General features: G+C 63.5%; 11 protein-coding genes and 1 pseudogene. 7 read left to right on the top strand and 5 right to left on the bottom strand.

From position 1 onward, the window contains the following. Positions 1 to 219 precede the first annotated feature (219 nt). A complete protein-coding gene (rny, locus tag V9F06_08465; GenBank protein ID MEI2617648.1) occupies positions 220 to 1,752 on the bottom strand; it encodes a ribonuclease Y in 1,533 nt (510 codons plus the stop codon). 251 nt (positions 1,753 to 2,003) lie between these two features. Between rny and V9F06_08460 the strand changes: the two genes are divergently transcribed. After that, the gene (locus V9F06_08460; protein MEI2617647.1) at positions 2,004 to 2,279 is read left to right on the top strand and encodes a DUF5808 domain-containing protein; all 276 of its coding nucleotides are present in this window, start codon (positions 2,004 to 2,006) and stop codon (positions 2,277 to 2,279) included. A 6-nt stretch (positions 2,280 to 2,285) separates the two neighbouring features. Here V9F06_08460 and V9F06_08455 read toward each other — a convergent pair whose 3' ends face one another. Both V9F06_08455 and V9F06_08450 read right to left on the bottom strand, forming a co-directional pair. Beyond that, positions 2,286 to 2,609 (bottom strand): transporter associated domain-containing protein, encoded by a 324-nt coding sequence (locus tag V9F06_08455; protein ID MEI2617646.1) that lies wholly within the window; start codon positions 2,607 to 2,609, stop codon positions 2,286 to 2,288. A gap of 18 nt (positions 2,610 to 2,627) precedes the next feature. Next, positions 2,628 to 3,518, bottom strand: a pseudogene (locus V9F06_08450) (hemolysin family protein). Between the two features lie 234 nt (positions 3,519 to 3,752). On the opposite strand from V9F06_08450, the gene V9F06_08445 reads away from it, so the two are divergent. From V9F06_08445 to V9F06_08430, 4 genes are all read left to right on the top strand, one after another. Further along, positions 3,753 to 3,995 (top strand): AAA family ATPase, encoded by a 243-nt coding sequence (locus V9F06_08445; protein MEI2617645.1) that lies wholly within the window; start codon positions 3,753 to 3,755, stop codon positions 3,993 to 3,995. Next, on the top strand, positions 3,931 to 6,312 hold the full coding sequence (locus tag V9F06_08440; protein MEI2617644.1) for an SMC family ATPase: 2,382 nt from the start codon (positions 3,931 to 3,933) through the stop codon (positions 6,310 to 6,312). Before V9F06_08445 ends, V9F06_08440 begins: the two co-directional genes overlap by 65 nt. A 210-nt stretch (positions 6,313 to 6,522) precedes the next feature. Continuing rightward, the gene (gene mutS / locus V9F06_08435) at positions 6,523 to 9,120 is read left to right on the top strand and encodes a DNA mismatch repair protein MutS (GenBank protein ID MEI2617643.1); all 2,598 of its coding nucleotides are present in this window, start codon (positions 6,523 to 6,525) and stop codon (positions 9,118 to 9,120) included. Positions 9,121 to 9,280: 160 nt separating this feature from the next. Beyond that, positions 9,281 to 10,333 carry a M20/M25/M40 family metallo-hydrolase gene (locus V9F06_08430; protein ID MEI2617642.1) on the top strand — a complete coding sequence of 351 codons (1,053 nt, stop codon included), beginning with the start codon at positions 9,281 to 9,283 and terminating at the stop codon, positions 10,331 to 10,333. Here V9F06_08430 and V9F06_08425 read toward each other — a convergent pair. Further along, complete coding sequence (locus tag V9F06_08425) at positions 10,330 to 11,598, bottom strand: peptidase MA family metallohydrolase (GenBank protein ID MEI2617641.1); 1,269 nt, start codon at positions 11,596 to 11,598, stop codon at positions 10,330 to 10,332. The two genes, V9F06_08430 and V9F06_08425, sit on opposite strands and share 4 nt — an antisense overlap. Further along, a protein-coding gene (gene prfB, locus V9F06_08420; protein MEI2617640.1) for a peptide chain release factor 2 occupies positions 11,588 to 12,707 on the bottom strand; the annotation gives its coding sequence in 2 pieces (ribosomal slippage) (positions 11,588 to 12,637 and positions 12,639 to 12,707; 1,119 coding nt in all). Before prfB ends, V9F06_08425 begins: the two co-directional genes overlap by 11 nt. 167 nt (positions 12,708 to 12,874) lie before the next feature. Here prfB and V9F06_08415 point away from each other — a divergent pair. Beyond that, on the top strand, positions 12,875 to 13,225 hold the full coding sequence (locus tag V9F06_08415; GenBank protein MEI2617639.1) for a hypothetical protein: 351 nt from the start codon (positions 12,875 to 12,877) through the stop codon (positions 13,223 to 13,225). Positions 13,226 to 13,326: 101 nt separating this feature from the next. Continuing rightward, positions 13,327 to 14,544 carry a hypothetical protein gene (locus tag V9F06_08410; GenBank protein ID MEI2617638.1) on the top strand — a complete coding sequence of 406 codons (1,218 nt, stop codon included), beginning with the start codon at positions 13,327 to 13,329 and terminating at the stop codon, positions 14,542 to 14,544. The last annotated feature ends 8 nt before the right edge of the window (positions 14,545 to 14,552 follow it).

Genomic DNA, 14,552 nt, shown 5'->3' with positions numbered 1-14,552 from the left:
CGCGATACGTGGAGCTACACCATCCCCCAACGACGCTTTTCCCCATACCGTTGCGCTTGCGCGTGGTTGTGCGCCAACCACCGCAACCGGCCAACGGCCCAGCGTCACGGTAGTCATACCATCATGATGCTCGAACCGTCAACCACGCGGAGCGTGGAGAAAAGGAAACGCCGCAGTCAATTGACCGCGGCGTTTCCGAGATAGTGTCCTGGATTGGAACTAGCGTGCGTAGTCGACAGCTCGTGTCTCCCGGATAACAGTCACCTTGATCTGTCCCGGATATTCCAGATTTTCTTCGATCTTCTTGACGATATCGCGGGCCAGCTTTGCGGCGGCCAGGTCGTCGACCTTCTCCGGCTGAACCATGATCCGCACTTCGCGTCCAGCCTGGATAGCGAAGCACTTCTCGACTCCGTCGAACGAGTTCGCGACTGCTTCGAGAGCTTCCAGACGCTTGATGTAGGTTTCGACCATCTCACGCCGGGCGCCGGGTCGAGCGCCGCTGATGCCGTCGGCGGTAGCGACGATGAACGCCTCGACCGTCTGTGGCTCTTCTTCGCCGTGGTGCGCGGCGATCGCGTGGACGATCCGAGCCGAGCGGCCCAGTCGTCGGGCGATGTCTGCGCCGATCAGGGCGTGGGGGCCGTCGACCTCGTGATCGACCGCCTTACCGATATCGTGGAGGAGGCCGGCCGTTTTCGAGACATTGACATCTGCGCCGAGCTCGGCTGCCAGTGCCCCGGCGACCAACGACACTTCCAGAGAGTGAGCCAGGACGTTCTGGCCATAGCTGGTGCGGTACTTCAACCGTCCCAGCAGCTTGATCAGATCCGGGTGCAGACCCTGGACATTGGCTTCGTAGGCGACCTTCTCGCCCTCTTCGCGCATGACCTGCTCGAGATCGAGGCGAGTCTTGTTGACGACCTCCTCGATCCGAGCCGGATGGATCCGTCCGTCCTGTATCAGCTTGAGCAGCGCCCGTCGGGCGATCTCTCGCCGCACCGGGTCGAACCCGGAGAGTGTGACCGCTTCGGGCGTGTCATCGACAATCAGGTCGCAGCCAGTCGCCTGTTCGAGCGCCCGGATGTTACGACCCTCGCGGCCGATGATACGTCCTTTCATGTCGTCACTCGGGAGAGGGACGACCGAGACGGTCGATTCGGCGATGTAGTCGCTGGCAATACGCTGGATGGTTGTCGCCAGGATCTTGCGTGAGCGGCGGTCTGCTTCTGCCTTGGCCTCCTGCTCGAGCTCGTGGACCCGACGATTGAGGATATCGCGCATGTCATCCTCGGTTTGCCGGAGCAGAACCTCGCGGGCCTGGTCGGTCGTCATCATGGCGACCCGCTGTAGCTCCTCTTCCTGGCGATCCTGAAAGGTTTTGAGCTCGCCTTCGCGCTGGTCGAGCTCTTTTTCGCGACGCTCCAGGTTGCGATCCCGACGATCGACCTGTTCGGTCTTGCGATCGAACTGTTCTTCCTTCTGCTCGATCCGCCGCTCCATCCGTTCGGTGTCGCGGCGTCGGTTAGCAACCTCGCGATCCATCTCGTTGCGGATCCGGATCGCTTCGTCCTTGGCTTCAAGAACTGTTTCGCGTCGCTGCGCTTCTGCTTCCTCAGTGATGCGCTGCGCCTCGAGGTTCGCCTTGCCGACCATCGAGCTTGCGCTCGATTGCAAGTGAGCTCTCGTCAGCAATGCTGCAATGGCGCCGCCCAGCACCGCGGAAGCGAGCGCAATGAGAACATATTCCATTCTCGTTGCTCCTTGTTTCCATTTGGGCTTCAGTTGGTAACGTTCGAGAACCGCGCCGACCCTGGCGCGTTGCTTGATCGCGGGTCAACCGTTGTTTCAGGCTGAACAACTCAAGCAGTGTCTGACTGATCTTAGAAGCCGGACTGGGACAGTGTCAAGGTGACTACGTACGTACGCACGGAGCGGAGCGCCTCGCCCTGCGCTATTCTGCGTGCTGGCCGGCCGGCGGTTCCGTGTTAACAGGAGTGATCATGATACGGCGAATCCGTCGATTGGCAGGGATAGCGCTGGCCGTGGTCGTCGGGGTAGCGCTCGTCGATCAGCTTGGGCGAGCGCCCGAAGATCGCGATTGGCACGGCGAAGCGCTCGGCGTGCCGTACGACTTTCGTCTCCCGACGCCTGATCGGGTGCGCCAACGAGCCTGGAATCGTGAGGACGAACGCGTGCTTGTTCCTCGTGTCTGGGGCGTCGGCTGGACGATCAATGTCCGTCAATTTGTCCGCAGGCTCGGATTGTTGATCGCGTAGGCACGATCACCCGTGCTGCGTGGCGTCATCCCGGCGACTTGACCGCTCCCCTGCCGACCCAACTGGAATGACAGTCAGCTGAGCGATGCGCAAACCATCGAGCGCCTCGACACGAAAGCGTAGCCCTTCGGTGACGATTTCGTCGCCCAGCTCTGGCTTTCGGCCGATGTGACCGAAGACGAACCCACCGATGGTAGCGACATTGGGGTCATCGATGGTCGCGTCCAGTCGCCGGTTGAACTCGTTGATGAGAACCAGCCCATTGACTCGCGCCGTGCCGTCCGCGGCGATGGCGATATCGGTTTCCGGGCGTTCGAATTCGTCCTGCATCTCGCCGACGATGACCTCGAGGATATCCTCCAGCGTGATCAGCCCGGCCGTGCCGCCGAACTCGTCGATGACAACTGCCATGTGCATGCGTCGCGCCTTCATGTCCGCCAGCACCTCGTCCACCGCGAGGCTTTCCGGAACGATCAGCGCCTCGCGGGTGATCGTTCGGACGTGGAATGGTTCTGCGGCATCGAGCTGAAGAGCCTTGATGATGTCCTTGACGTAGACGATGCCGACTATGTCGTCGATCGAGCCGCGATAGACCGGGAACCGCGAACGTCCCTCAAGGGCGACCATATCTGCGAGCTCCGGAAGCGTGATATCGACCGGCACACCGACGACCTCGGTTCGCGGAACCATGACCTGGTGGGCATCGAGGTCGGCGAACGTGAAGACGCGGTGAATCATCTCCTGCTCGCTCTCGTCGAGCTGTCCGCCCTCGGCGGACGCTGTCACGAGCATCTCCAGCTCCTCGACTGTGTAGACGAGGTGCTTTTCTCCCTCATAGCGCAGCCCGAGTGGTCGTAGCACAAGCTCCGTCGCCCAATACACGATCCAGATGAATGGTCGGAAGACGATCGAGACGAGCTCGGTGACCTGAGCGGTCGCCAGAATGACCGGCTCGGGGCGCTGTAAGGCGAGCATCTTCGGCACCTGCTCGCCAAGGACGAGGTGGAAAAGCGTGATCAGCGCAAAGGCAAAGAAGACCGCGAGAGCGTGTGACGAGATGAATACGAGCTGTTGCGGGAGGAAGGAGTCCAGCGCCGGCCCAATCAACCGCACCAGTGTTGGTTCGCCGACCCAGCCGAGTCCAAGGCTCGCCATCGTGATGCCAAGTTGGGCAGCCGAGATGAACCGGTTCGGGTCATTCAGTGCCCGGTGAACGATCCGGGCCAGCATATTTCCCTCGGCGACGAGCTGGCTCGATGCGCGTCCGTCTCACGCTCACCAGCGCGAACTCCGCAGCAACGAAGTACGCATTCAGCAACACGAGGAAAAGAACCACCAGCAGGCGCCAGGTGATATCCAGCATCGGCGGGGAAAGAGCCTCACTCTCTTCGCGTTCGTTCGCGGTTGGCAACAGTATACTTGACCGACACGGGCAGGCTTTTCTTGCCTCACTATCGACCTGGGTAGAGTGCCATGATTCCATTACAGCTCACGCTGAGGAATTTCCTCAGCTACCGTGACGAAGCGACGATCGACTTCACCAATATCCGGATCGCGTGTCTCTCGGGCGATAACGGAGCGGGCAAGTCCGCTCTGCTCGACGCGATCACCTGGGCGCTCTGGGGCGAGACCAGGACACCCAGCGACCGGGATGTCATCTTCGATCGGCGCGATCGAGATGGAAGTCACGTTCGTCTTCCGGCTCGGGGACCGTGAGTACCGTGTCTTCCGCCGTCGGTCGACACACGGCGCCGGCCGGCTCACGATTGAGCTCGAGGCGCGCGCCCCCGGGGACGACACCTGGTCGCAGATCACCGGTGACTCTGCCCGCCACACCCAGGAGAAGATCAGCCGGCTGCTCAATCTGGATCATGAGACATTTGTCAACTCTGCGTTCATCCTGCAGGGCAAAGCCGACTCGTTTACCGAAAAGCCCCCGCGCGACCGTAAGAAGATCCTCGGCAATATCCTCAATCTGCGCGAGTATGACGACCTCCAGGAGCTCTCGAAGCAGGAGGAGCGCGCCCTGCGCGAACGCCTGTCTGCGATCCGGGGCCAGATGGACGAGCTCGATAGCCAGCTGACGGAACGACCATCGGTCATGGATGAGCTCGCCGTCACCATGAGGCAGCTGACTGACCTCGGGCAGCAGCTGGACATCGCCCAGCAGCAGACCCAGCTGTTGAGGCTGCAGCTGGAGACCGAGAATCTTGTCCAGCGTCAGATCGCTGAGAGGGCGGCGCAGGCGGATCGCGAGGAGCGGGAGCTCGGCGATCTGCGGTCGCGACTGGCCGGGCAACGTTCGGCGCGAGAGCGGTTCAGCGTGGTGCTGGCGCAGGCAGATGAGATCGAGCGCGGCTGGAAGGAATCCCAGCATTGGGGCGCGGAAGTCGGTCGATTGGCAGCGCTTGGGCGTGACGATCAGGCCCAGCAGCAGATAGCCCACGACGCGCAGCGCGCGATTGACGCCGAGGAGGCGTTGTTGCGCCGGGCGGTCGATGCCGCCCGCCACGAGGCGCGATCCGCTAACGAACAGCTGGCAAGGCTCGACCAGCGGTCGAAAGAGCGAGTGACACTACAGACCGAGCTGGACGAGGCCGGCGACCCGACGGCACGATTGGCCCGGATCGACGAGGATCTCACCAGGTTGCGCCGCCAGTATTCGAGTGTCGATGGCGGCAACCGTCAACTACTCGCCCAGTTGGGGGGTATTGATGAGAATCTTGGCCGGCTCGACCAGATCGATGCTATCTGCCCGACCTGTCGCCGGCCGTTGAGCGAGCACGACCGCGATCAGATCCGCGAGGGCTGGATGGGCGAGGGGCAATCGCTTCGCGAGCGGGGGCAGGCGAACGAGGTGATGCTGCAAGAGCTTCAGGAACAGGGCGAGCGACTGAAGTTGGAGCAGAAGGCGCTAGAGCAGGTCGCGCACAACAACGCCGGCCGGGTCGCATTGATCGGCCAGATTATCGGCCAGCTTGCCGGACGCGAAGCCGAAGAGCAACGCCTGCAACTCGCGATTGCCGAGGAGCAGCGTCTCGAGACACGATTGACCGCGGGCGATTTCGCCACCGGTGCGCGATCGCAACTGATCGTAGTGCTCGCGGCGCGTCGAGCGCTTGGCTACGATGCTCGGGTGGCAGAGCACGCGGCGCGGAATGAGCGTGAGCTCGCTCCGTTTGCCAGCCGCAGGGCCGAGCTGGTCGACGCGCGTTCGGGCGCGAATCAGGCTGAGGCGGTCATCGCCGAAATCGGAATGCAGATTGCCGAGCGCGAAGCGGCCCATTCCGAGACCGTTGGAGAGCTGGAGCGGATCAGGCGCGAGAACCCACGCGATCCGGGATTACGCGATCGATACGACACCGCGAACGATGCTCTGGACCGATTGACGCGAGAGAAGAACGCTTTGATCGCGCGGCAGGGCCATCTGGATGGTCGCATCAACACGCTTGATCGGCTGCAGGACCATCGCGATGAGCTGGATCGCGAGGCAACGGGGCTGGAGCTTGACTACGGCGCGACGAAGGTGCTGGTGGAAGCCTTCGGCCGCAACGGCATCCAGGCGATGATCGTCGAGGGCGTGCTGCCGGAGCTCGAGGACGAAGCCAATCGGTTGCTTCGCCAGATGTCGACCGGCCAGCTCGAGGTGTCCTTCCGCTCGCAGCGTCAATTACAGTCGCGTGATTCAGTCGCGGAGACGCTCGACATCATCATCCGCGACGAGGCCGGCGAACGGTTGTACGCGCTCTATAGTGGCGGCGAGGCGTTTCGGGTTAACTTCGCAATCCGGGTCGCTCTGTCGAAGCTACTGGCTCGCCGGGCTGGCGCAAGTATCGACATGCTCGTCATCGACGAGGGGTTCGGCACGCAGGACGCCCGCGGACGCGACGGGCTGATCGAGGCGCTGCGCTCGATCGAGGATGATTTCCAGACGATCCTCGTGATCACGCACATCGGCGAGATCCGCGAGCTGTTCCCAACCCGGATCGATGTCGTCAAGACCGACCGCGGCTCACAGGTGACCGTCTGCTGATGTGCTGTTGGTCAAGCTGGCATGCGGAACGGGCTTGCCTCCGCCTGACAATCGCCGCGGGATGAGGAGAATCACGCATGCCGCCTGGACCAGCATTGGTCGTCGGGCAGTTGTTCCTGGTCACCATGTCGTGACCGAAGCAGGGGGGCACATGCCGGCACGAAGCCACGCCACGAACAACGCTCGTCGAGCGAGCCGATCGGCTGCCCGATGACCCCCGTCCGCCGTCAGTACCTGGCGATCAAGCGTCAGTATCCGGATATCATCGTGTTCTTCCGGCTTGGCGATTTCTACGAGACGTTCGATAACGACGCGGAGACGGTCGCCCGAGTGCTCGGGATTACGCTGACATCCCGCGAGATGGGCAAGGGGAACCGGATACCGCTGGCCGGCATTCCGTACCACGCAGCCGAGGGGTACGTCGCCCGGCTGCTGGCTGCCGGCCACAAGGTCGCGATTGCCGAACAGCTCACCCAGCCAAATGGTCGTGATCTGATCGAGCGGCAGGTGACAAGCGTTGTCACGCCGGGGACAGTCACAGACCCCGCGTTTGTTCCTGGTTCGGGGAACTCGTACATCGTCGCCTTGCTCAGCGATGGCGAGCGCGCCGGGCTGGCGTACGCCGACCTGACCACCGGGGAGTTTGCTACGACCCAGCTGGACGCTGGCGATGGCGCGCTGGCCGACGCGATCGGACGCGAGCTGTTGCGACTGCAGCCCGCCGAGCTCCTCTGTCGCGACGACGATCCGCTGGCAACCCTGATCCCCGCTGAAGTCACTCGCTCGGCGGTCGCCGCCAGTAGCTGGCGGCTCGATGCCGCAAGCGAGACGCTCTGCGAGCACTTCGGGGTTACCACGTTGGAGCCATTTGGTTGTGAAGATGCGCCACTGGCAGCGCGGGCGGCTGGGGCGCTGATGGCCTATCTGCAATCCACTCAGATCGCCAGCCTGCGGCAGATCACGACGTTGTCGACTTACTCTACCGCTCGTTTCATGAGCCTCGACGCGCAGACTCGACGCAATCTCGAGCTCGTTGAATCGACATCGCGTGGAGGTGGGACGACACTCGTCCAGACGCTCGACGCGACCCGCAGCCCACTCGGCGGGCGACTGTTGCGTCAGTGGGTTGGTCAGCCGCTGCTTGAGCGCGATGATATTGAGCAGCGTTACGACGGGGTAGAGTGGCTGGTCGAGGATGCATTACTGCGGAGTCAGCTCCGCGATCAGCTCCGCGGCATCGGCGATATCGAGCGGATTATCAACCGTGTCGTCAACACGCAGGCCCAGCCTCGCGAGATGGCTTCGCTCGGCGGGTCGCTGCGCCGGCTGCCGGGGCTTGCGGATCTGGTCGGTCGTAGCGGGCCACCGCCGATCGTCCGCGATATACCCGTCGTCGATCGTGCTGCCGACGAAATCGGGCGCGCCCTGGCGGCCGATCCGCCCAGCCTGCTTTCCCACGGCGGGGTGATCCGTTCCGGCTACAGTGCCGAGCTCGATGGATTACGCGAGTTGCTGGCCCGCGATAGAACCTACATCGCCACGCTGGAACAGCGAGAACGAGAGCGGACAGGGATCAAGGGGCTGAAGGTCGGCTTCAACAAGGTGTTCGGCTATTACATCGAGATTTCGAACGCTAGCCGGGAGCCGGTTCCGGATGACTATCTGCGTAAACAGACGCTGGTCAACGCCGAACGTTACATAACACCGGATCTGAAAGAGGCCGAACAGCGCGTGCTTGCCGCCGAGGAGCGCATCAGTCAGGCCGAGGCAGATGCCTGGGGCCGGCTGAATGCCGTCGTCGTCGGCGAGGCAGTCCGTATCCGCGATGCGGCGCGGGCGGTCGCGACGCTCGATGTGCTGGCCGGCCTGGCCGAGATTGCGGCGCAACGTGGCTACACCCGACCGTCGTTGGTGAACGACGATCTGCTGGAGATCGACGGGGGGCGTCACCCGATCGTCGATGCAAACATGCCACGCGGCGAGTTTGTGCCGAATGATGTCCGCCTGTCCGACGCAGACGGCCGGATCGCGATCCTCACAGGCCCCAACATGGCCGGCAAATCTACCTACCTCCGACAGGTTGCGCTGATCGTCCTGCTAGCGCAGGTCGGATCGTTCGTGCCAGCAACACGGGCGCGAATCGGCGTAGTCGATCGTATCTTCACCCGCATCGGCGCGCAGGACGATCTCGCGAGTGGACAATCGACCTTCATGGTCGAGATGCTGGAGACCGCGGCGATCCTCAACCACGCGACCTCGCGCTCGCTGGTCGTGCTGGACGAGATCGGCCGGGGAACGAGCACGTATGATGGGCTTGCGATCGCAACGTCGATTGTCGAGTACATCCACAACACTCCGCGGCTGGGCTGCAAGACCCTGTTTGCAACCCACTACCACGAGCTGACCGCACTGGCTGACATACTGCCGCGCGTGCGCAACTTCCGGCTGGATGTCCTGGAGGCCGGGGATCGGGTGACCTTCCTCCATCGCGTCGTTCCCGGCGGCGCAGATCGGTCCTACGGCGTCTATGTCGCTCAGTTGGCAGGGATGCCGAAGCAGGTGGTGCGGCGGGCCAGCGAGGTGCTGACTGAGCTTGAGCGCGATGCGATCGCCACCAGCACAGCCGACCACCGACGCCAGTCCGTGCTTGCCCAATCCGCGACGCCCGTGCAGCTGACGATGTTTGGCGGCGTTCACCCTGCGGTTGCTCGGCTACGTGAGCTTGAAGTCGATGGCCTGTCTCCGCTCGATGCGCTGACGACCCTCTACGAGCTCCAACGCCTGGCGAGCGACCGGGATACCGGTTAGTAGCGCTATTGCAGGTGACGATGTGTCGCGATCGGGGCATCGCTCCTGGCGCGCAGTGGCTGAACGTGGAGCGGGTCTACATCATCCAGGTGGCCGGCGGTGGATGACAGAACGACGGACAGGTTGCCGGCCTGTCAATCGGACAGAGGAAGGCGCGCGAATGGACATCGAGACGATGCTGGTCGAGCTGATGGCGATCCCCGGGCCGACCGGGCGAGAGACAGCAGTGATGGACTGGCTCCGGGAGCGCTGGGCGGGCAAGTGCGAGCGGGTCTGGGAGACGAAGGTTGGCAACCTGCTCGCCCATGTCGGCGGCAGTGGGCCGGCGCTTCTGATCCAGGGGCACGCTGACGAGCTGTCGTTCGTCGTCCGCTCGATCGATGAGCGGGGGTTTCTCTGGCTATCGAATGGCCAGGCGCCGAGCACGAACGTTACCCATCGGTTTCCTGTTGGTCAGCCGGCCCTTGTCATCGGCCGAGGCGGGCGGATCGAGGGTCTCTTCGCCGCCGCGAGTGGCCATATCCTCACAGCGCGCCAGCGCGAGCACGAGCGAGTGGATCTCGACGATCTGTTCGTCGACATCGGGGCATCGTCGCGCGAGGAGGCGCTGGCGCTGGGCGCTCACGTCGGCGCGAGCGTCGTCTGGAACCCGCCGGCCCGCCGGCTCGGCACGCGGCTGTATGGCAAGGCCATCGACGACCGCGTCGCGCTGGCGTTGATGACGGCATTGCTGGATGTGGTCGCGCCCGATGATCTGACCTACGACCTGTATTTCGCGGCGACGATCCAGGAGGAGATCGGGCTCGTCGGCTCGCTCTCGCTCGGCCGTGAGATTGATGCCGATCTGGCAATCGCCCTGGACAACGGGCTGGTTGGTGATATCCCCACCGTCTCGTCGGGCCAGATGCCGACGAACCTCGGGGCCGGCCCAACACTCGTCTACAAAGACGCCCACGTCCACTACGATGTCCGGCTGATCGACCGGCTGACCGATATCGCCGCCGCGAACGATATCCCGATTCAGCACGCCGTCTACGAGCAGATCGGAAGTGATGGCTCGGCGCTGATCAAGCAAGGCATCCCGACTGCCCTGCTTGGCCCGGCCACACGCTACACGCACTCCGCCTTCGAGATGATCGACGTCCGCGACCTCGGCGCCTCCCTGCGCCTGCTGGCCGCGTTTGTCACGACGCCGCCTGGCGCGAACAGCTAAGCTCGCGGGCCACGCCCGAACCGGCCGGCTTTGACGACGCCGACGATGCCGAGGGCCAGCCCGGCCAGCGCGAAGAGACCGGTGCAAGCGACGACACCCAACCACTGGTTACGTGAGAGCTCGCTGCCGCCGCTTTTTGCCGGGGTACTTGTCTCCGGCGGAGCGTCCCCCTGGTAGTCAAGCGAAGCCTTCCATGCGGAGTCCAGCTCATCAATCGTCATCCCGAGTGAGCGGTCAACTGCCTCAGCGTAGGACACCTCGTCGCGAAAGACGGCGACCAGGGCCGCCAGCTTCTCCTCGCCCAAATCGTCGGCAATGAACGCGACAATCGATCCGCTCTGAGCATATGACAGGATCGCCTGATCGGGATCGCTCGGGAAGCTGGAATTGAGCGCGCGGACGGGGATCAACCGTCCCTCGGTGATTGCCCGATCGAGCACACCCCGAAACTGCGGGTCAGGAGTCTCCTGGTTATAGACTGCCAGTCCTTCGTCAAGCCAGTTGGGCGGTGTGTTGAACGGGTTCGCCGTCGCCTGGTGCAGGATGAGATGCGATATCTCGTGTGGCACCATCCGACGGACTTCGGCCGCCGCGGCGTTACCCGGGTCGATCTCGGCAACGATCAGGTTCCACTCCGGATGCGCCTGGCCGCCGATCCACTCGGCTGAGTTCGGCGGCAGCGCTCGACTGAACGAGCGGCTGTCGCCGTAGATGACGAGCCGGATTGGCTCGCTGGCGACGACGCCGAACTTCTCGCTGAGCCGGTCGATCCCGCGGGTGGCTGTCTCAACGATGTCATGCGCGAAGCTCTGGTCTCCCCGATGCCAGTAGACGGTGACCAGCCCGTCGGTCACGTGGTTCCAGTCCAGCCCGTCATCCATGTAGAAGAGCGTCTGGGGTTGAGACTCCGTGACATCGCCATCTTGTTCGGTCACTCGCCAGTGATAGATGATGTCGAGCCCCGGCGGCAGATAATCCGCGTTCGTATCGACGTCATGACTCACCACTATCCGCCGGTTGGGCTCGACCGAAGGGTAGGCGGCCTGCAACACCCGGTCGCCGGCCGGCTGCCAGAAGAGCGCGACCTCGACGATCGGCGAGGTCGCCTCGGCGGTGAGATTGAACGTCATCGATCGCTGGAATATCGAGGTTGCGCTCATGTCGACGAAGCTGACGTTTGCAGCTCGCGTCGATCGTGGCGCGGCGACAACGACGGCGGAAAGCGCGAGGATCAGGAGCGCGAACGCGCGCAGACTAGTCCGCACGCACCTGCTCCTGCTGGTCCTGGAGCTGCTGGTGGAGGTATGACTCGATCGCCGGGTCGAGGTCTCCGTCGAGCACCGCCTGCACATTGCTCGTCGAGAAGTCCGTTCGGTGGTCGTTGACCATCGTGTACGGCTGCAAGACGTAAGATCGGATGCGGTTTCCCCACCCCTCGGTGACGTGTTCGCCCTTGAGCCTGGCGCGCTCGGCCTCCTGCTCACGGAGCTTCAGCTCAACCAGCCGCGAGCGCAGTATCTTGAACGCCGACTCCTTGTTCTGGAGCTGTGAGCGTTCGTCCTGGCAGGTAACAACGATGCCGGTCGGGAAATGGGTGATCCGGATCGCCGAGCTGGTCTTGTTGACGTGCTGCCCGCCGGCCCCGGAGGAGCGATACGTGTCGAGGCGGATGTCCTCATCGCGAATTTCGACCTCGGAGTCGTTCTCGACCTCCGGCAGCACCTCGACAAGCGCAAACGCGGTGTGGCGTCGGTGCGCCGAGTCAAATGGCGATAGGCGAACCAACCGATGCGTGCCGGCTTCGCCTTTCAGTAACCCGTAGGCATAACGCCCGCGAATCTCGATCGTCGTGCTCTTGATGCCCGCTTCTTCACCCTCGGTCCAGTCGAGGATCGAGGTCGAGAAGTCACGCTTGGCGGCCCAGCGTAGATACATCCTGCTCAGCATCTCGGCCCAGTCCTGCGCGTCGATACCGCCTGTCCCGGCGTGGATCGCCAGCAGGGCGTTGCTCTCGTCGTGCTCGCCGCTGAGCAGAAGCTGGATCTCCATCTGGTCGAGTTGATGGGCAAGCTGGTTCGTCTGAGTAGTGATCTCAGCGACCATCTCCTCGTCGTCCTCTGCCAGCTCGTAAAGCTCAAGCAGATCGACTGCCTGCTGGCTCATCCGCTCCCACTCGTCGATCTGGTTGCGGATGCCGGTGAGGCGTTGCATCAGACGCTGAGCGCGGCCGGCGTCATCCCAGAAGCCCGGCACAACTGACTGTGCCTCGAGCTCTCCTAGCTCGCGGCGCATCTCAGGTAAGTCAAAGACGCACCCCGATCTCGTCGAGCCGCAGCTTGATCCCTTCGAGCGTGTCTCGGAGGTTCTGTTCCATCGTCTGGCTATCCTTCATTCGTGGCGGCGCGAGTGTTGGCGTCGACGCACAGTACAAGTTGTTCGGATGCTTCGTCGCGCTGAAGTGTAGCAATCGCCGCCGAGCGGCGCTGACGCATCGCGAGGGACAGTATGATCACATCAGTGGCCGGCTCGCGGAGGTGGTAGATGAAGTTCGGACAAGTCGAGGGGCTCTGCGTGCCGGTCGTCGTCGATGGTGAGGCGCTGGTGCGTGTCACCGTCTACCTGGAGACGGATATGGGCATCGACATCGTCCGCGAGGTCGAGGTCGAGCCGGAGCTCGATCCTGTCGGCCGGCCGGATCTCTACCTCGAAGCAGATCAGTGGACGCAGGAGACAATCGCAACGCTGCTTCTGCCCCGTGGCTGGGAGCTGATCGGCGCGAGTGACCCACCGACCCGCGCGGCTGACGAGATGCCGCGCTCGCCGCGCTACGCCCTGCGCACGCTCTTCTGGGTTCCCCCGCCAGGCTGGAGCGACGACAACGGTGGGGGATAAGCCGCAGTCCGACGCTCGACGCGGCGCTATCGAATCTGGTATCCATCCACAGTTGGCGCCCCGGCTGCGACCGGCCGGCTTGACGCGAGGAGGAGTCCGACGTGATCTCCCGTAACCCGCGATGGCTCACCCCTGCCGCTCTGCTGCTGGCCATGCTGTTGCTGGGCGGCGCATGCTCGCGAAACTCAGACACGAATGCGACCGCAACCCCTGAGGCTGGTGTAGAAGCGTCCGCAACAGCGACGACGGTGGCTCCGAATCACCCTGGCACTCCGGGCGCGGGTGTCGGATCTTCGGCAACGCCAGGGACGTTGTCCGGCTCGGTGGCGACGGTCGCGGAACTGCTCTCCGACCCTTCAGGTCACACGGGTCAGACGGTGTTGACGCACGGCTACGTCGACACAGTTCTTAGTGATAACGCTGTCGTCATCACCGATTCCAGCCAGCAGTTGCTCATCCTCGGCGTCGCTGGCGCTATTCCAAAGGGTCTGACCGTCGATGAGTTCGTCGAGGTTGCTGGCCGGGTCGAGCTGTTCGACGCGCAGCAGGCCGCCAGCGAGCTGGATATCAGTCTCGATGGCCTTGATGTGGCGCGCTTCGCCGGTGAATCATCGCTGGTGGTCGGGGCGATCCGGGCGGGAGCTGTGCCGGTCGGCGAGATCGTCGCCGATGCCGCGAGCTTCGAGGGTCGCACGATTGCCGTTGGCGGTGAGATTTCGTCGGTCATCGACGCCCGTGCGTTCGTCATGGCGCCGGCCGGCGCGGAACCGGCGGCCAGCGGCATGCTTGTCGCAACGCCGTTCGCCGCCGTCCCAGCCCAGATGGCCACACAAGCTCGTGTCCAGGTCGTCGGGCGGGTGGTTCAGCTCGATTCCGCGACGATCGCAAACCTTGGAGAACCGTTCGCGTTTCTCTCCGGCCCTGAGTTCGACCAATACAAGGGTAAGCCGGTCTTCGTGAGCGACGTGGTCGCGGTGCTTGCGTCAGCGCCGACTGCCACCTCTCAGGAGATTCTGTCTCAGCCGGACACCTGGGAAGGCAAGACGGTGACCGTGATCGACACGGTCGTCGCCAGGCTGACCGACCGGGCGATCTCGATCGGCGCCGACGGAGGATTGATGGTCGTTGGCGGCCTGGATCAGTTGCCAGCGACGGTCGTCCCCGGCGTGACAATCGTCGTCAATGGCGCGGTCGTTCGCTTCGATCCGAGTAGCCCGCCGGATATTGCCGGCTTCGATCCGGCCCATCCTGCTGTGGCCGCCTTTGCCGGCAAGCCGATCATCGTTGTGACGTCGGTTCAGGTGCTGCCGGGGAGCTAGCGTAACCC

The sequence above is a fragment of the Thermomicrobiales bacterium genome (assembly GCA_037045155.1).
Classification (GTDB): Bacteria; Chloroflexota; Chloroflexia; order Thermomicrobiales; family CFX8; genus JAMLIA01.
This window is presented reverse-complemented; position numbering and strand designations above follow the sequence as displayed.

Coding starts and splice junctions, on each gene's coding strand:
- rny (MEI2617648.1), bottom strand. CDS start 1,752: ATGGAATATGTTCTCATTGCGCTCGCTTCCGCGGTGCTGGGCGGCGCC.
- V9F06_08460 (MEI2617647.1), top strand. CDS start 2,004: ATGATACGGCGAATCCGTCGATTGGCAGGGATAGCGCTGGCCGTGGTC.
- V9F06_08455 (MEI2617646.1), bottom strand. CDS start 2,609: ATGCAGGACGAATTCGAACGCCCGGAAACCGATATCGCCATCGCCGCG.
- V9F06_08445 (MEI2617645.1), top strand. CDS start 3,753: ATGATTCCATTACAGCTCACGCTGAGGAATTTCCTCAGCTACCGTGAC.
- V9F06_08440 (MEI2617644.1), top strand. CDS start 3,931: ATGTCATCTTCGATCGGCGCGATCGAGATGGAAGTCACGTTCGTCTTC.
- mutS (MEI2617643.1), top strand. CDS start 6,523: ATGACCCCCGTCCGCCGTCAGTACCTGGCGATCAAGCGTCAGTATCCG.
- V9F06_08430 (MEI2617642.1), top strand. CDS start 9,281: ATGGACATCGAGACGATGCTGGTCGAGCTGATGGCGATCCCCGGGCCG.
- V9F06_08415 (MEI2617639.1), top strand. CDS start 12,875: ATGAAGTTCGGACAAGTCGAGGGGCTCTGCGTGCCGGTCGTCGTCGAT.